The 16,866-nt window shown below is 42.6% G+C and carries 17 protein-coding genes; all 17 read right to left on the reverse strand.

Features of this window, described 5'->3' with window-relative positions; translation table 11 throughout:
- Nucleotides 1-25: 25 nt before the first annotated feature.
- The 17 genes from porQ to ATH1_RS19250 all read right to left on the reverse strand — a co-directional run bounded on the left by porQ (nucleotide 26) and on the right by ATH1_RS19250 (nucleotide 16,639).
- Nucleotides 26-1,054, reverse strand: coding sequence for a type IX secretion system protein PorQ (gene porQ, locus ATH1_RS0108305; RefSeq protein ID WP_010420095.1), 1,029 nt, complete (start codon nucleotides 1,052-1,054; stop codon nucleotides 26-28).
- A 340-nt stretch (nucleotides 1,055-1,394) separates the two neighbouring features.
- Entirely contained in the window at nucleotides 1,395-1,592 is a 198-nt protein-coding gene (locus ATH1_RS21110; RefSeq protein WP_139035306.1) for a hypothetical protein, read from the reverse strand.
- Nucleotides 1,593-1,755: 163 nt separating this feature from the next.
- On the reverse strand, nucleotides 1,756-1,905 hold the full coding sequence (locus ATH1_RS21420; protein WP_010420098.1) for a hypothetical protein: 150 nt from the start codon (nucleotides 1,903-1,905) through the stop codon (nucleotides 1,756-1,758).
- 96 nt (nucleotides 1,906-2,001) lie between these two features.
- Nucleotides 2,002-3,234, reverse strand: a complete 1,233-nt coding sequence (locus ATH1_RS0108315) for an IS4 family transposase (protein WP_010420100.1) — start codon at nucleotides 3,232-3,234, stop codon at nucleotides 2,002-2,004.
- Nucleotides 3,235-3,536: 302 nt separating this feature from the next.
- Nucleotides 3,537-3,701, reverse strand: a complete 165-nt coding sequence (locus tag ATH1_RS22450; RefSeq protein WP_342626182.1) for a GDCCVxC domain-containing (seleno)protein — start codon at nucleotides 3,699-3,701, stop codon at nucleotides 3,537-3,539.
- Nucleotides 3,676-4,335 (reverse strand): cation diffusion facilitator family transporter, encoded by a 660-nt coding sequence (locus tag ATH1_RS0108325; protein ID WP_010420106.1) that lies wholly within the window; start codon nucleotides 4,333-4,335, stop codon nucleotides 3,676-3,678. The genes ATH1_RS22450 and ATH1_RS0108325 overlap by 26 nt, the downstream gene beginning before the upstream one ends.
- A gap of 82 nt (nucleotides 4,336-4,417) precedes the next feature.
- Complete coding sequence (locus ATH1_RS0108330) at nucleotides 4,418-5,212, reverse strand: cation efflux transmembrane domain-containing protein (RefSeq protein WP_010420109.1); 795 nt, start codon at nucleotides 5,210-5,212, stop codon at nucleotides 4,418-4,420.
- 5 nt (nucleotides 5,213-5,217) lie between these two features.
- Nucleotides 5,218-5,685 (reverse strand): hypothetical protein, encoded by a 468-nt coding sequence (locus ATH1_RS0108335; protein WP_010420112.1) that lies wholly within the window; start codon nucleotides 5,683-5,685, stop codon nucleotides 5,218-5,220.
- Nucleotides 5,686-5,729: 44 nt separating this feature from the next.
- Nucleotides 5,730-6,116 carry a DUF302 domain-containing protein gene (locus ATH1_RS0108340; RefSeq protein ID WP_010420115.1) on the reverse strand — a complete coding sequence of 129 codons (387 nt, stop codon included), beginning with the start codon at nucleotides 6,114-6,116 and terminating at the stop codon, nucleotides 5,730-5,732.
- 78 nt (nucleotides 6,117-6,194) lie between these two features.
- Nucleotides 6,195-6,608, reverse strand: coding sequence for a Fur family transcriptional regulator (locus ATH1_RS0108345; RefSeq protein ID WP_010420117.1), 414 nt, complete (start codon nucleotides 6,606-6,608; stop codon nucleotides 6,195-6,197).
- Between the two features lie 51 nt (nucleotides 6,609-6,659).
- Nucleotides 6,660-9,164 (reverse strand): heavy metal translocating P-type ATPase, encoded by a 2,505-nt coding sequence (locus tag ATH1_RS0108350; protein ID WP_010420119.1) that lies wholly within the window; start codon nucleotides 9,162-9,164, stop codon nucleotides 6,660-6,662.
- 153 nt (nucleotides 9,165-9,317) lie between these two features.
- Nucleotides 9,318-9,650 carry a P-II family nitrogen regulator gene (locus ATH1_RS0108355; protein ID WP_010420122.1) on the reverse strand — a complete coding sequence of 111 codons (333 nt, stop codon included), beginning with the start codon at nucleotides 9,648-9,650 and terminating at the stop codon, nucleotides 9,318-9,320.
- Nucleotides 9,651-9,661: 11 nt separating this feature from the next.
- Nucleotides 9,662-10,891, reverse strand: coding sequence for an efflux RND transporter periplasmic adaptor subunit (locus tag ATH1_RS0108360; protein ID WP_010420125.1), 1,230 nt, complete (start codon nucleotides 10,889-10,891; stop codon nucleotides 9,662-9,664).
- Nucleotides 10,892-10,910: 19 nt separating this feature from the next.
- Entirely contained in the window at nucleotides 10,911-15,254 is a 4,344-nt protein-coding gene (locus ATH1_RS0108365) for a CusA/CzcA family heavy metal efflux RND transporter (protein ID WP_010420128.1), read from the reverse strand.
- Between the two features lie 27 nt (nucleotides 15,255-15,281).
- Nucleotides 15,282-15,542 carry a hypothetical protein gene (locus ATH1_RS0108370; protein ID WP_010420131.1) on the reverse strand — a complete coding sequence of 87 codons (261 nt, stop codon included), beginning with the start codon at nucleotides 15,540-15,542 and terminating at the stop codon, nucleotides 15,282-15,284.
- Between the two features lie 275 nt (nucleotides 15,543-15,817).
- A complete protein-coding gene (locus ATH1_RS0108375; protein ID WP_010420134.1) occupies nucleotides 15,818-16,216 on the reverse strand; it encodes a DUF6769 family protein in 399 nt (132 codons plus the stop codon).
- Between the two features lie 75 nt (nucleotides 16,217-16,291).
- Entirely contained in the window at nucleotides 16,292-16,639 is a 348-nt protein-coding gene (locus ATH1_RS19250; protein WP_010420135.1) for a Fur family transcriptional regulator, read from the reverse strand.
- Nucleotides 16,640-16,866 lie beyond the last annotated feature (227 nt).

Consider the following 16,866-nt stretch of genomic DNA (forward strand, 5'->3'; position numbering starts at 1 on the left):
GTTCTTTTATCCATATTTTCCCGGCCTAAAAAGCGGAAATATTGGTGGTGATGGAAAAATAATTGGACGAGGAAGACAGGTGGTACCTGGCAGAACTGTAAGCAAAGTGGAATTTATAAATGCGAAATCCAAATCCCCAGGAATATCCCACGGTTGATATTTTTGAATCGACTTTAAGCTCCTGCCGCCTTCGGGGGTTCAATCCTCCGGCAACATAGAAATTATCCGAAGGCACAAATTCCACCCCCAAAACCAGATGTCTTAAAACCAGGTCGCCAAAACCGGCATCAGCACTTTCGGGCTGTGGGACAGTAATGCCATATTCGTTATCAGGAATCTCATAATCCAATGACCCGGATAAAAGGTCGCGGGCGGTCAACGAGAACCGGAATGGCGCATGTTCCAGTTTCAGAGAGGCTCCAATTTGAAGGTCGGGTTGCAGTGTTTCTGCTGAACTTTCACTGTAAGAACTGATTTGACGTCCGGCATTTCGTAATAAAAGACCGGCATGGAATCTTTCGTTATGGCTACGATAATGAAGCCCGGCATCAATTGCAATTCCCCACGAATGATAGGTTTCTATAGAACTGAAGACAGGTTTGAATGCGATACCGGCAGACAGAAGCGGTGATAATTTTTTTGAATAACCGAGGAAAACAACCGTTTCGGCAGCACTGAATGTTCCGCTGATCTCACCGTTTTGGTCGGCCATGATCATATTTCCGTATCCCAGGTGATTCAGACCGCCAAAAAAAGTGCCTGTTTTGGGCACGTGCCATGCAAATCCGGCATAACCATAATTAATGTCAGCAATATAAGGAGAAAATCCGATGGTGGCATTTTTATGAAACGAAGAATCGGCCATGGCCGGATTAAACAAAGCCGTGCCCGGATCATTGTCGTAAAGCGCTGCCTGATGGCCGCCCAGGGCATTCATCCTGGCCGACGGGGTGAGATTCAGAATGCTGAACAGGGCCTCGCCCCCCTGCTGGGCAAAAACTGATAAAGGCATCAGTAAAATAAAACAAATATAGATAACTCTTCTAACTCGCATCGCACGGTTTAATGTGATATTTTAAACGTTCAGGTCTTTGGTTTTATTGCCGGCAAAGTTAGTATAAAACGGTGAATGGAAGGTGTTTTATGAAGGAGTCTTAATGCAAGTCCGTTAAAATAAAGCTAAATAAAGGTTTCTGATATTATAAGGCATTTATTTAGAGAGAGTTACACCCTGTTTTTTAGGTCTTTCAAATATTAGTATCTGTCTATAACCTGTCAGGTTACCATTTTGGCAGGGAGCGTATCGGTCTTGGTTTTCGCTCTTACGCCTTTACGACAGTTTCGGAATGTTCAAATGTTTTAGCCATGCTCACGCATCCATGCCCTTAATCGGTCTAAGACCCCGATGACAGTCCGCCTTGCGGTTTCGTGGCACGCCGTGGGATACGAAATCCCTGCGATTGGTACACTTCTCCCGGGAGCTTCAACCGATAATGGTTCACCCTGTGAAAATTATATTTAACAGGGCAAGCCATACATCCGTTGTCCCGGTAGGATACTATTGGAAGAACAATAGGTTTTATCAGGGCCATTGCCCTGTAAAACAATTATATAGAGCGACTTGGTGTCGCAACAACAGTAAATTGTATGTTTAGCTGTGGTTTTCGGGGCGATATCCAGTTCACATACACACCGAAATGAGGCGGGTAGGGAAGATGAAACTACCACTGCACCCACAGTTAAATATACAAAATGTTAACGCCTGGCTTTATTTTTAATCATGCTTTCAATCAGCAAAATAAAATCACTAACTGGCTCGAAATAAGGAATTACTTTGTCTTTATCGAAATCGAATAAATCATCGTAGTCTCCTTTTTGTCTCCATGTGAACAATTGAGAATACATTTTTCCATATTTTGAATCATTGTTGTCCGGTAAACCCGGAATTTTATTTATTTTCTATTTTAACTCATTGACAATGAGATTTCATATTTTCATTTTTCAAAAGTAAGCCCCCTCCCAATCTGGGAATAAAGAATTTTGATATTTCAATTTATTTTCCTTTATAACCTCCCTCCAGCTTCCTTCGGGGTCTTCTATGAAATAATAAATGTTGATATAATTCATCAATTGCTGCCTGACAACAGATACCAGGTTTGAGAATGCCCATTTGCGTTTAATTTTGCCTTTCACAAGGGTTATCAGCAGGTTGGCCAGCATGGCTGTCCATATTTGTATTTCAATAGCGTTCTCGTTATCGCCAAGAAAATACTTTAATGGAAAGTTTTGCTTTAGTTGTTTAAACAGTAATTCAATCTGCCAACGTTTCTTGTAAATCAGTGCAATTTTTTCGGCTGACAGTTCAAAATTGTTGGATATGAACTCAAACAAGCGGTTATTTTCGCTGTCCCAGTATGCAATCCGTCTTGCACGGTGCTGATTTTGGTTGTTACTACCATATAACAAAACAATCTCTTCGTCTTTAAGGACACCAGAATCCGCATTGTCAGGAATATCAAATTCTTTCCTTGCCTGATAAATGGCATTATCTTTTAACCGTGTCACATACCAAATATTGCTTTGGGTGAATGCTTCGTAGGTAGCGTAATCAACATATCCTTTGTCGAAGGTAATTATTGAACCTGCTTCCAGGTTGAAAACCTCTTTTAAAAACATGTGGTCATGCCGGGCTGCTTCGCTGTAACGGATAAGGCAGGGTACGTTTTCGCTCGATTTTATTATGGTATGAGCCTTTATCCCCCCTTTTTTCTTCCCTTGTTTTGGGTTGCGCCCCACCCCGCGAAGAATGTCTTTAAACAAGCTGATAGTTGTTGAATCCATAATGTAGAGACGCTTCAGGTCGGCATCGCTCAACCGGCTGTCCGTTAAACGGGAGGCATGTTTTCTGTAAACACTCATATAAATATCTTCGAAAACCTTGCTGCTCCGTCTTTGGTTAGCTTCAGAAAAAGTACTCCGCCTAACCAAATACGATAATCCCGGATGTGAAAGTTTATGGGCGTTAGCCAATAAACCCAGAATGGCCTCACGGATAGAATGATAACCTTCTAATGCCACGAAAAGCATAACTACAATATGATTATATGTGGTAAACTTTTTCACATAACGTTCAGCATCATGCTTTTTTGCTATCTTCTTTATCTCACTCTTGTCAATGAACTTTATTAACTGATTAAATATCGGCTGTCCGCTAAAATTTTTATTTTTACCCATGTCTAATTTTTTTGTGGCGTAACTCAAAAATAGACATACCGGGTTAGATTTTCAAAATCTGGCCCGGTTTTAAATTTTTACCGGACAACAGTGGATTATTATAAAAAATTGGTTTGTTCCAGTCCTTTTCTTTAAGACGTACAATTCATCAAAAATTAGAACATAAATCTCAAACCAACAATCAACCGGGTGCCGTTTGTTATTCCTCCGGTTCGTGAAGAGCTAACAGCTGTTTGGTACAATCCCTCAAATTTCACATGTGGCGAAACTAATAAAATGTTGATGCAACCGGGTTGCAAAGTTTATTTGTCGCAATTGGCACATACTCCTTTCACCACCAAAACGGTATGACAATTCTCACATTCATAAAAAAACTGACATACATCTTCCGGCATGGTTTCTTCTTTTCTAAACCCGCAATCAGGGCAGGTTATTACACTTTTAGTGATGATGGCGCCCATGTTCATTGTTGTTTTGGTTTATATCCAGTAAAACCTTTCCCGAATCCTTCAATAATCCAATCGACCATTTGATAATCACAAATGAGCTGATTAATGCAGCAATGGTATCAATAAACGGAATATCCCAAATCATTGCTGCGGTCAATCCCAGGATTGCAGATACACTGGTTAATGCATCCGCAATAACATGCAAATAGGCCGCCCTGATATTATGGTCGGAATGTTCATGCTTATGATGCAGTATGAAGGCGCTGGCAATATTTACCAGTAAACCAATAATGGCGACAAGTATTGCTTCTTTATAAACAATGTCCACCGGATTGTAAAAGCGTTGGATTGCCTCTACTATAATAACAACTGCAAAAATAAGCAGCATCAAACCACTGCTGTATCCCGAAAGAGAAAGTATTTTGTCTGAATTGCCCGTAAACTTTTCGCTTTTTGAAACCTTTCGTACTATTATGTAAGCCACCCAGCTTAACCCAATAGCAAGCACATGTGACCCCATGTGTATGCCATCGGCCAGTAAAGCCATTGATTTTGTGGTCAATCCAAATATTATTTCCACAACCATGGTAACGGCAGTTAAAAGAACTACCCACATGGTTTTATTTTCGTAATTATGTTTAAATTCTGACATGTGTAAAATCATTAATGATTAGCGAATTCAAATCTAAACACAAACGTCTATAAAAAGTAGTCATGATTACTTCATTTCATTATTATCTTCCAAGCTTTAATATCCTGAATGCACCGCGTGTTACAATTAGAAAGATAATTGTCCCGATTATTAAATCCGGGTATTTTGATTGGGTCAACAATACCAAAACACCAGCCACAATTACACCTGTATTGATAATTATATCGTTAGATGTAAAAATCATGGTGGCTTTCATGTGTGCTTCGTTGCTCTTTGATTTTTGCAATAAATAGAGGCAAACTGAATTGGCAATCAATGCCAATGCCGAAACGATAATCATGGTTTGAAAGTCCGGCACTTCTACAAAACTGATAAACCGGCGTATCACCTCCGAAAGACCCAGAAGGGCTAATGCCAGTTGAAAATATCCGCTTAGTTTCGCTACTTTTTTCTTGCGAATTATTGTTGAACCGACTGCCCAAAGGCTAAGTCCATAAACCAACGCGTCAGCCAGCATATCCAATGAATCGGCAACCAAACCCATGGATTTTGAAATGAGACCTGTTGTAATTTCAATGATAAAAAAAGCAAAATTGATAATCAGTACCATCCAAAGAAGTTTCGATTGTGCGCTTGCATTATCTATAAATTCATCTTCCTGGACATCGATAGTGTCTTTGTGTTCAGCGCCTAAATTGAGTTCTTTCAGTCGTTTTTCGATTTCCGGATTTTCTTCAGCATGAAAGATGGTAAGTTTGCGGTTTTCAATATCGAACACTAGGTTTTTGATACCTGAAATCCCTTCCATTTTCATCCTGATTAAGGATTCTTCAGAGGGGCAGTTCATTTTACTTACGGTAAATACAGATTTAAACATGTTAACTATTCTTTATACAACACCACATTTAACGGGATAAAAGCGCCCACTTTCAAGCCCCAGTCAATATTATCAACAGGGGTAAACAGGAATACAAAGGCATTTCCCACGTTCCCTAATTTGAAATTGGGGCCGGTCTGGACTATAAATTTATTTTCATCAAACATGTACTCTTCTGCCAAAACCCACGATACCGGGATTTTTTCATCAAACCCTACAAACCAGTATTCGTTGAAATTGTAGATGGCGTTGGCAAAGGGCGTGTATCCCACCGACAGGTAGGTTTTATTATTGAACATGGCGCCCAACTCGGCATGGATACGGGTTATTTCCGTTTTGTTGCCGTCAAAATCGTACATCACAAAAGGGTTAACACGCACCCCTGTGATTACTTTCAACCGTTCTCCCTCCTGTGCATTCACCGTGAATGCACAGAAAAGCGCGAAGGTTAATAACAACAGTTGTTTTCTCATTTCCAAGGATTCTTAAACTACTTTAGGGTAAAATTCCGGCCGTATTATACGTTTTCAATGACCTTTTCAAGTTTCGCCCTGATTTCACCGGCAATTTCACCTAATTTGTCGTTATCAACTGCCTTCATGGATGCCACCGGGTCAACGGCAGCTACTTCTGTTTTGCCATTCTCCAGTTCCTGCACAATCACATTGCAGGGTAGCATGGCCCCGATTTTGTTTTCGGCTTGCAGCGCTTTATGTGCAAATGGCGGATTGCAAGCCCCCAAAATCCGGTATTTTCTGAAATCGACATCCAGTTTCTTTTTCAATGTGGCCTGCACATCAATCCCGGTCAGTACCCCGAACCCTTCTTTTTTAAGTTCTTCGGTTACTTTTTCTACTGCTTCTTCAAAAGCATAATCTGTGGTTTTTTCGAAATAATATTTCATAACTATTAATTTTTGATGTTAAACATTCTATATTAACAGCAAAATTACATAAAAGTCAGTGCAACACTGTTGCAAAGTTTAATCACAGCGCGGACACACCCCATTAATAATGAACTGGGCGTTCTCATAAGTATATCCATCGGGCAGTTTAACATCGGGGATGGGCAGTTCCTTCATGCAACGTGTTTTGCCGCAACGCGTACAATAAAAATGAACGTGCAGGTCATGTATGTTACATGTGCAATCGTCATCACAGACGGCATATTTAACCGAACCCGTTCCATCATCCACAGGATGAACGATGAAGTTGTCCTGAAATGATTTAAGCGCCCTGAATATGGTTGAACGCTCTACCTTTTCAAAACGTTGTTCCAAATCGGACAGGCTCAGCGCTTTGCCCGATTCAGCGAGTGCTTTGTAAACCAACGTTCGCATGGCTGTTGGTTTTACGTTTTTCGATTCAAGTTTCTTTTCTATTTCATTGTTTTCCATACCTGTAAATATTTAAGATACAGTTACCTTTATCTGCTATATTATTGAACTTTACTTTTTGTATGCCAACAACCTCAATGCATTAAATACTACAACAAGGGTTGAACCTTCGTGAATCAGCACGGCCAGGCCAATGCCGGCCAGGCCAAGGATGGTTGAAGGAATAAGCAGAGCTACAATGCCCAGGCTAATCCACAGGTTTTGTTTTATGATGCTTTTTGTTTTCCGGCTCAGGCCAATGGCAAAGGGCAGGATTTCCAGTTTGTCGCCCATCAGGGCAATATCAGCGGTTTCCAGGGCCACATCCGAACCTGCCGCGCCCATAGCTATTCCCACGGTGCTGTTGGCCATGGCGGGGGCATCATTCACACCATCGCCTACCATTGCCACTTTGGATTCCTTCTCTCTGAGTTTTTTTATGGCATCCACTTTTTCATCGGGCAACAGGCTGCCCCAGGCATCGGTCAGGCCTATTTCTTTTGCCACGGCATCGGCCACTTTCTGGTTATCGCCCGTGAGCATAATCATTCGTTTAATACCGATTTTCTTTAATTGCTCCAGCGTGCTTTTTGCCTCTTCCCTCGGGGTATCCATTAAGGCGATGATGCCTTCATAATCGCCATTGCGGCGGATAAGCATGGTGGTGTTCCCTTCGGATTCAAGGGCTTTTACTTTTTCTTTGATTTTCTCCGAAGGTTTTTTATCATCGAGGGCTTCATACAGCTCCAGGTTTCCTATATACACTTTGTCTTCACCCAATGTTGCTTTAATGCCTTTTCCCAAAACGGCTTCCAGGTCTTTGGCTTCGGGAATATCATTTCCTTTCAAACGTTTTTTGCCATCCCTGACCACTGCTTTCGCCAATGGGTGGTCGCTCAGATTTTCCACGGCTATTGCCATTTTCAGCAATTCATTCTCATCGGTATTATTCAGCGCAATCACTTCAGTGAGTTTTGGTTTGCCTTCGGTAAGGGTTCCGGTTTTATCGAAAGCAAGCGCGGTTAAAACACCGAGGTCTTCCAAAGGACGTCCGCCTTTGATGAGCACACCGCCTTTGGCTGCACGCGCCACCCCGCTCAGCACGGCGCTGGGTGTTGAAATGGCCAGCGCACAAGGACTGGCTGCTACGAGAACGGACATTGCCCTGTAAAAGCTGTCGCTAAAACTTTCGTCGATAACCAAAAAAGCCCCAAACAACAACACGACTAAACCCAAAACGGCAGGTACAAAATATTTCTCGAACTTATCGGTAAACCGCTGGGTGGGCGATTTCTGCGTTTGGGCTTCATTTACCAGTTTTACCAACCGGGAGAGGGTTGAATCGCTGGCTTCCTTTATAACTTTAACTTCCAGCGTATTGTTGCCATTGATGGTGCCTGAGAAAACCCTGTGTTTATCACTGATATCTTTTTCATTCGAATAGTCCTTCTGCGGGGCATCCACAGGCACTTTATCCACTGGTACACTTTCGCCCGTAATGGGGGCCTGGTTCACGCTGCTTTCGCCACTAACCACGACACCATCAGCAGAAATTTTACTATTGGGCTTTACCACGATAATGTCGCCAATGCTCAGGGATTCAATCTCCACTTCTTCTGTTTTCCCGTTTTTTTTCCGCAGGGCTGTTTTGGGCGCCAGGTCAGACAGGGCCGCGATGGATTTGCGGGCTTTGTTCATGGCATAATGCTCCAGGGCGTGGCCCATGCTAAAGAGGAACAGTAACAATGCCCCTTCTGCCCATTCACCCAGAATAGCTGCTCCGATGGCTGCCACCAGCATGAGGAAGTCAATTTCAAACCCACCTCTCAATACGGTTTCGATTGCTTCTTTGGCCGTATAGAAACCGCCAAAGAAATAAGCTCCTATGTACAAGGTCAGGCTAACCCACGACGGAACTGCATCCACGAATGAGAGGCCGAACCCAATGGCCAGCAATATTCCACTGGTAATGGGAAAAATCAACTCCGTATTTTTACCCAGGAGCCCGCCATGCGCATGTTCATGCTCTTCCCCTTTTTCTTCGTACCCGGGCTCTTTATCGTGCGTATGCTCTTTCGCAGGCTTCTCCGTTTCTTTGATGCCGCGCAGATATGTTCCGGCTTCTACGGCAGTATCCGTGATGGTCAGGCCTTCCTTTTTTAACCTGTTAACAATTGGCGTTTCGTCAATCTGTCTTGCATCGAATTCAACCCGCACCATTCCCGAGGCAGAAACCGATGCTTCAATTATGCCGTTTAAGTCGCGCAGATTACGCTCTATACTGCGCGCATGGCGCGGGTGGCGGATGCCTTCTACCCCGATGAGCTTGTGCCCGGTTTTTTCGGTAATGGATGCCCCGGTTTGCCGGGCAATTGTACGTATGCGGTCGATGGAAATCAATTCCGGTTTATAGTGGAAACAAAGTTGAGGTACACCCTTATCAGAAGCTTCTGAAACGTGGACTTCTTCCAGTCCTTTTTGCTCCTGAAGCAGTGAGATAAGCTCCTGAACACATTGGTCTTTTTCATCAGGCACTTCGGGAAGAATAAGTGGTATTTCTAACTTTAATTTTTTCATCTCCTTTTTTTCTTTTTCTTTTGTTTTCGCAGGTTATTTGTATTCACTCTTTGCAAAATAATTTTTGCTATCTTGATTGGTCATTCACTATCACCGGTTTTAGCAAATGCTATTTTGTGCATTTCAAGTATACCTTCCATGGTTTCTATGCTATTAATCCAATCTAATATCCTTCCCTGTTTTTACACGAAAAGCTTTTTCAACATCCGAAATATAAATTATTCCATCACCGGGATTCAGAGTTTTACCTTGCTCCGAAATAATCTGGACTACTTTGTCCACATCGTTTTTATCGACTACAATTTCCAGTTTGGCCATTTCGCTGTCGGTAATGGAAAACTTTTGGGACACAAATGCGGTTTCATCCTGTAATTTTCCGGTACCCTCTGCCGATGAAATGGTCATGTTCTCAAAACCTGCACCTTTTAAATGGTGAACAATGTCGTTCACTTTATTGGGCCTTATAAATGCTTTTATTTCTTTCATAATCCTGGTTTTTAATGTTCATGTTCTGTTTCTTCTTTTTTCATATCGGCCAACAGGTAATAAGCTGCATTCATTACAATCTGTGTATTATCGGGAAGGGGACTGAGCAATTTTATCTCGGTATATCCGCTCTCTTGCATCCCGGTAATGACTTCCACCATTCGAAACGCCATTACGTGGCTGCCCTCTTCGTCTTCTGTTAGCGCTTCATGTTCATGCCCTTCGAGTTCTTCTGCTTCAACCAATTCATCCAAGATAAAGATATAGGACTTAGTCCCTTCGGTTACGATGGCATCATTGGGGAGGGTACGGGTATAATTTTCATCGGTATGGATATGTCCCGAAACGTACATGCCGGGAATCAGGTTGCCCGGGTTCTTGTCGAGACGTGCATGGATGTGTACCGCTCTGGTGTTAGGTTCAAACTCTTTTCCGATGGCAAAAATGGTAGCGTTCAATTCTTCGCCCGGACGGTTGGAAACGGTGAAATCAACTTTTTGTCCGTTTTCTAAAAGGTGTACATCATTTTCATACACCATAAAGTCGGCATGTATTTCCCGGTTGTCAGTGATGCTGAAAAGCTGGTTTTTGGCATCGACATACGTTCCCAATTTAATATTCACATCATTGACAAAGCCGCTAATGGGCGAAAGAATGGAAATGGTATTTGAAATACTACCTCCCTTTACTTTTTCGGGTGAAAGGTTGAGCAGTTGGAGTCTTGATTTTAACCCTTCGTAACGTGCTTTGGCGGTATTGTATTCCGATTTTACCTGCTGGAAGTCTTTGCCTGCCCCAACATTATTCTCGAAAAGCTCTTTTTGACGGGCATATTCCTGTTCAAGAAATTCCAGTTTGTTGGCTGTTTCGGAAAATTCTTCCTGAAGGGCAATATAATCCGGATGCTCCAGTATGGCCAACACCTGGCCTTTATTCACTTTATCGCCATGAAAAACCTTTATTTCTTTCACATTGCCACCAATAATAGCGGTAACATCGGCACTTGCTGCTGGTGGTACTTCGAGTTGTCCGTTTGTTTTTACCAATGTGGTGAGGTTTCGCATTTGAAAATTGCCCAACTGTAAATTTAGGGCTTCACGCTGAAGTTCGTTCAGCATAACCACGCCTTCGGGGCCTTCATGTTCCGCATGTTCCCCGGTTTCACTGTTTTCTTTTTTGTTGCTGTTGCACGACATGAATGTTGCTATTGCAATAAGTGCTATAAATATTTTTGTTTTCATTCTTATCTGTTTTTTAAAATTATTGACCTGTTATGTATTCCAATTGTTCTTTTATCTCGAAAAATTCCGCTAGACGGGATATATATTGTTGTCTTGTTTTTATGGCTGATTCAGTATTCTGGATAAACTCGATGTAACTGAGGCTTCCAAGACGGTAACCCAGGTTGGCTGCTTCAATTTGTTCGGCAGCAAGCGGCAGGGCTTCATTTTTATAATATGCAAGCACCTCGCCCATTACCCTGTAACGGCTTAAAAGCTCTTTGTAAGAGGCATTCAGTTCAAGTTCCCGTTGCTTGTATTCCTGCCCGGTCATCTCGTAATTAAAACGGGCGGCTTTAGTCTTACCTGACTGGGAAAAGAAGAGTAAAGGAACGGAAATGCCCGCTTCCCAGCCATAAAATCCTGATGTGCCATCTACAGATTGCTGTCTGTACCCCAAATCAAGTTTGGGCAGGAAATTTGCTTTTTCAGCTTTCCACTCTGCCTTAGAAACATCCAACTGTTGCCTGTAATAATTCAGCAGGGGAACAGCGTTTAAAGAATCCATTGAAAAGGCAGCATGAACCGTTTCGTCCCATTCCTGCCCTGTATCGGCAATTTCAACGCCATCGGGGTACATAAGGTACTGGTTCAGGATTTGCAGGGAAGCCAGGTACTCGTTTTCAGCCTGTTTCATATTTACCATTAACTCTTTGTATTTGGCAGAGGCAGAAAGGTACTCCACTTTGGATGTTTGCTGGGTTTTAAACCGCAGTTCCGCAGCTTTCAGAAAATTGGCATAAATACTGTCAAGCTGTTTGTACAATTCTTTTTGTTTTTTGGCTACCAGCGCCCTGTACCATGCCAGGCTCACATTCCTGACCAGTTCATTTTCGGTCAGTTCAAGTTTTGAAATGGCAAGATTGGTGCGTGATTTATTTAGCTTGTTTTTGGCAGGTATGCCAAACAAGTCAATTTCCGATTGTGTCACACCAATTTGGGTTTGAATACCCACCGCTCCATTGCCTGTTTCCTCTTTACCGGTGTAGATGGAAGTATTACCCAAATCGTAAGCTGTAGCTTTCAAGGCTTTTTGCTTTTCCACATTAAGCGAGGCCGCTTTTAACGATGGATAGTTTTCTTTAGCCCGTGTGATGGCCTGTTCAAGGGTAACAGTATTTTCCTGGGCTTTCAGCCCGCCCGAAATACCAAGCCCCCCTATGATAAATAAGATGGTTATTACGGTGGGATTGAGTTTTGGTACTTTCAGTTTGGTTTTTCCCGATTCAACCATTTTGTATAGTACGGGCAACACAACCAGTGTCAGAAGGGTAGATGTTAACATACCGCCAATAACTACAGTTGCAAGTGGTCGTTGCACTTCCGCCCCGGCGGATGTGGAAATGGCCATAGGCAGAAATCCGAGAATGTCGGTTGATGCGGTCAGGAAAATAGGGCGTACCCTGCGAAGGGAACCTTGTTTGATAATTTCGCCAAGGCTGAGTTTTCCTTCTTCTTTTAACTCGTTAAAACCGCTTATCAATACCAGACCGTTTAACACAGCCACACCAAAGAGCACGATAAAGCCGACTCCGGCCGAAATACTGAAAGGCATGTCACGCAGGTAAAGTGAAAAGATTCCGCCTACTGTAGCCAGTGGAATGGCCACGTAAATCATCAGGGTTTGTTTAAAGGATTTAATGGCAAAGAAAACCAGCATAAAAATTAATGCCAATGCAAGCGGTACAACCAGTGTAAGACGTTTTGATGCCCGTTCGAGATTTTCGAAAGCTCCACCGTAGCGAATGTAGTAACCAGAAGGCAGTTCCAGTTTTTCATCAAGGGTTCGCTGAATTTCTTCTACCAGCGATTTAACGTCCCTGCCTTCCACGTTGATACCTACATACGTACGCCTGTTGGTATTATCGCGGCTGATTTGCATAGGGCCGGGCTGATAGCTGATTTCAGCTACTTCTTTTAGGGGAACCTGGTTTCCATCCGGTGTATTTACGAATAAATTCCGAAGGTCGTCAATGCTTTGGCGGTGTGCTTCATCTAAGCGTACCACAAGGTCGAACATTCGCTCTCCTTCATAAATAACTCCGGCAACACCACCACTGAAAGCTGTTTCTACTACTGTATTAAGGTCCTTTATTTTTAACCCGTACTGCCCCAGTTTGGTTCGGTTGTATTTTACCGTTATTTGAGGCAACCCACGGGTTGCTTCAGCTTTTATGCCTTCAATTCCTTCTATCCCGGCAATTAAGCCAGAAATTTCTTCGGCTTTGTCAGCCAGCATATTCAGGTCGTCACCGTATAATTTTATGGCCACATCTTCCCGGATACCAGTTAAAAGTTCGTTAAAGCGCATTTCGATAGGTTGCGTAAATTCGTAGTTAATACCCGGCAGGACACTTACCTTTTCTTTTACCTTATCAATCAGTTCCTGTTTCGATTCAACCTTTGTCCATTCATCCTGTGGTGTAAGAATAACAAATATATCAGCAATATCAATCGGCATGGGGTCGGTAGGCAAATCGGCAACTCCAATACGGCTTTGTATAGATGCTATCTCATCGGGAAAATTTTCCAATACAATTTGTTCGATACGGGTAGATGCATTTTCCACCTCGGAGAGAGAAGTTCCGGGCTTTAGAAAAGCCTGGAAGGCAAAATCGCCTTCGTCCAGCTGTGGAATAAATTCGGCTCCCATGCGTGAGAACAAGAATACACCTGAAATTAAAAGGACCAATGCAATTCCCAATACGAGCTTACCTTTGCGCAAAGCCCAGGCAATTACCGGTTCGTACAGGTTTTCGAGCTTCAAAATAAATTTCTCTCCCCAGGTTTTTTTATCTGTTTTTGGAGGTTTCAGGAAAAGTGCAGCCATCATGGGGATGTAGGTAAGACAAAGCACCATAACACCCAACACGGCAAAGCCGAAGGTCATGGCCATGGGTATAAACATCTTGCCTTCCACACCCTGCAATGCCAACACGGGAATAAATACAATAAGAATGATGAGCTGTCCGAAAAATGCGGAGTTCATCATTTTACTGGCTGAATTATAAGCTATCTCATTGCGCCGGGGCAGCCCAATTTTTTCCCCGATAAATTCATTTCGGTGCAGGTAAAAAATCATGCTTTCCACGATGATTACCGCCCCGTCAACCAGAATACCAAAGTCGATAGCCCCAAGGCTCATCAGGTTTGCCCAAACGCCGAAAACATTCATCATGATAAATGCAAACAGCAAAGCAAGCGGTATGGTAGATGCCACCAATAAGCCACCCCGAAGATTGCCCAGAAAGATGACCAGGACAAAAATTACAATCAGCGCTCCAATCGACAGGTTCTCAGCAACTGTGGATGTGGTGCTTTTTATCAGTTTGCTGCGGTCGAGGAATGGTTTTATCTCCACGCCATCGGGCAATGATTTTTGGATTAATGCCATACGTTCTTTCACATCCTTGATTACATCGTTGGAGTTTTCACCTTTCAGCATCATCACAATACCCCCCACGGCTTCGCCTTTACCATCTTTGGTGAAAGCCCCGTAACGCACAAAGCTCCCGTATTTTACCTCGGCCACATCCCGTATAAAAACAGGTTGCCCGTTTACATTGGCAACAGGGGTATTGCGGATGTCATCGAGCGAACGCATCAAACCTTCGCCACGGATAAAGTTGGCCTGAAAGTTTTTTTCGATGTATGCCCCGCCTGTGTTCTGGTTGTTGTCCTCCAACGCCTCGAAAATGTCGGCAATGGTTAGGTTCATACTGCGAAGCTTATCGGGGTTTATAGAAATTTCGTATTGTTTGCCACGACCGCCAAAGGAGTTTACTTCAACCACACCGGGGACCATCGCCATTTGCCGTTTTACAATCCATTCCTGCATGGTGCGCAATTCCATGTCGTTATACACGGTGTCGTAACCTGGCTGTACTTCAAGTGTGTACTGGTAAATTTCACCTAACCCAGTACTGATTGGAGCCATAAACGGCTCGGCAAAGCCTTCCGGGATTTTTTCCTTAATTTCGGCCAATGCTTCGCTTACCAACTGCCGCGGAAGGTAAGTGCCCATGTTGTCCTCGAAAACAATGGTAACCACTGATAGACCAAACCGTGAAACCGAACGAATTTCGATAACCCCCGGCAGGTTGGCCACCGAAAGTTCCACCTGGTAAGTTACAAACTGTTCAATGTCCTCGGTGCCCAGATTGGGTGCGGTTGTAATTACCTGCACCTGGTTGTTGGTAATGTCGGGAACGGCATCCAATGGCACTTTGGTCATTGACCAAATACCCCCTATAATAAGCCCGATGGTCATCAAACCAATGAGGGCTTTGTTCTTTATTGAAAAAGCAATGATTTTGTTTATCATCTCATATTGATTTTATTTGTTAAAACTTTATTTATTTCTCTGTTCATAATATTCGTTCATCGTTTGTTTATTCTTAAAGTAAACCAATTCAGGTTCCCCTTTTTCTTTTAACCCGATTAATGCATCGGACTTGTTAATTGAATTGCCTGAAAAAGCATCGGGAACCATCGCAACTTCTGTAAAATGCTTTACCAGATGGTTAAAACATTCCTCGCTACAGAAATAGTACACCTTGTTTTTATAGTACACTTTTGAAGATATATGAAGCTGTAAGTCATCGCCGTTCATGCAAGCCCATTCGCCGGGAATTTCTTCTTCGTACCAAACTCATTTATGATAAAAAAACCGGGTGTCGCACTTATAGGTGTAGAAAGTCAGAACAGAAACTGTTGCGACCATCAGTAAACTAAAACTGATAATAAGTGTTCGATTAAACTTTTATTTTCGATTTTTCGTTTTTCCTGTAATTGTTGCTTGCTTAACTTCTTCTTTTTCATAACAAAAGAATTAAGTATAAGACATTTGGCCCGGCTTGTTTGCCGGTTCGTTAACTCAAATAAAAATTAAGCATTTACAGGAGGCGCCCTGAGTGATTGGGCAGTAACGAAGAATTGTTTGATGAAAATGGCCTGATCGCCAAAAATTGTTGTAGTAACTTTTTTAACAGGCGGAATTTCAATACTGGTATTGATTCCGGCTATGTAGGAATTGAAATATTCAGATAAAGCCTGATTTACAATAGAATTCGTTGTCTTTTCTGATACAAGCGTATTAAATGCATGACAATGGGAATCCTGGTTGTCAGTGTTTTTCTCTTGTGCAGGAATTTCGCACGTTGATTCCTGCTCCGATAAATGGGTTAACTCGAAATGGTGATGGTGTGGGACAACAGCATGAGCCAAAATAATCAGCCCTGCCAAAAAGGTAAATACTCCTCCTATATGTTGTCCTTTAAAATTCACCGGTTTCTAAAACTTAAAATCATAAAATATGAACGCCAAAGATAAAAAAAAGTTGATGCAACCGGGTTGCAAAGTTTATTTATCGCAATTGGCACATATTCCTTTCACAACCATGTTCACACATTCAAGGGAAAATCTATTGGGCAGATTTATTGTTGGAACCGGAATGTCGTTTAGACAAAATGTTTGATTACAATTTGAGCAAAGAAAATGAACATGCAGGTCTTCGGGTTGGCACTCACAAGCTTCCTGGCACAAAGCATATTTTACCGAACCCGAATCATCATCAATCGAATGAATCAGTTTATTTCCCTGAAATGTTTTTAGCGTTCGATACAAAGTTGCTTTGTCGGCTTTTTCAAATTTTTGTTCCAATTCAGGCAGGCTGATAGCTGATTTGTGTTCGGTTAAAACCTGCAACACTTACTGGCGCATGGCCGTTGGTTTGATGTTTTTGGATTTGAGTTTGTTGTCAATTTCTTTTTCCATTTTGTCGGTTCATTTCTTGATAGCTCAAAAGTAACAATTTAGCACGAGTGCGTAAGTAGAATTGCAGCTCTTTTGCAAGCCTTGGCTTTGTGCGTTGGTTCGTGCGGGCTTGCAAATGTGCTGTAATGTGGGATGGTTTTTTTGCGGGGGGGGGGGGGGGG

Source organism: Anaerophaga thermohalophila DSM 12881 (genome assembly GCF_000191885.1).
Lineage (GTDB): Bacteria > Bacteroidota > Bacteroidia > Bacteroidales > Marinilabiliaceae > Anaerophaga > Anaerophaga thermohalophila.

Bases quoted from the DNA above. Each gene is read 5' to 3' on its own strand.
- ATH1_RS0108360 (WP_010420125.1), bottom strand. From the start codon at position 10,891: ATGAAAACAAAAATATTTATAGCACTTATTGCAATAGCAACATTCATG.
- porQ (WP_010420095.1), bottom strand. From the start codon at position 1,054: ATGCGAGTTAGAAGAGTTATCTATATTTGTTTTATTTTACTGATGCCT.
- ATH1_RS0108335 (WP_010420112.1), bottom strand. From the start codon at position 5,685: ATGAGAAAACAACTGTTGTTATTAACCTTCGCGCTTTTCTGTGCATTC.
- ATH1_RS0108370 (WP_010420131.1), bottom strand. From the start codon at position 15,542: ATGAACGGCGATGACTTACAGCTTCATATATCTTCAAAAGTGTACTAT.
- ATH1_RS0108340 (WP_010420115.1), bottom strand. From the start codon at position 6,116: ATGAAATATTATTTCGAAAAAACCACAGATTATGCTTTTGAAGAAGCA.
- ATH1_RS0108355 (WP_010420122.1), bottom strand. From the start codon at position 9,650: ATGAAAGAAATAAAAGCATTTATAAGGCCCAATAAAGTGAACGACATT.
- ATH1_RS0108315 (WP_010420100.1), bottom strand. From the start codon at position 3,234: ATGGGTAAAAATAAAAATTTTAGCGGACAGCCGATATTTAATCAGTTA.
- ATH1_RS0108350 (WP_010420119.1), bottom strand. From the start codon at position 9,164: ATGAAAAAATTAAAGTTAGAAATACCACTTATTCTTCCCGAAGTGCCT.
- ATH1_RS22450 (WP_342626182.1), bottom strand. From the start codon at position 3,701: ATGAACATGGGCGCCATCATCACTAAAAGTGTAATAACCTGCCCTGAT.
- ATH1_RS0108325 (WP_010420106.1), bottom strand. From the start codon at position 4,335: ATGTCAGAATTTAAACATAATTACGAAAATAAAACCATGTGGGTAGTT.
- ATH1_RS21420 (WP_010420098.1), bottom strand. From the start codon at position 1,905: ATGTATTCTCAATTGTTCACATGGAGACAAAAAGGAGACTACGATGAT.
- ATH1_RS0108330 (WP_010420109.1), bottom strand. From the start codon at position 5,212: ATGTTTAAATCTGTATTTACCGTAAGTAAAATGAACTGCCCCTCTGAA.
- ATH1_RS0108365 (WP_010420128.1), bottom strand. From the start codon at position 15,254: ATGATAAACAAAATCATTGCTTTTTCAATAAAGAACAAAGCCCTCATT.
- ATH1_RS0108345 (WP_010420117.1), bottom strand. From the start codon at position 6,608: ATGGAAAACAATGAAATAGAAAAGAAACTTGAATCGAAAAACGTAAAA.
- ATH1_RS21110 (WP_139035306.1), bottom strand. From the start codon at position 1,592: ATGGCCCTGATAAAACCTATTGTTCTTCCAATAGTATCCTACCGGGAC.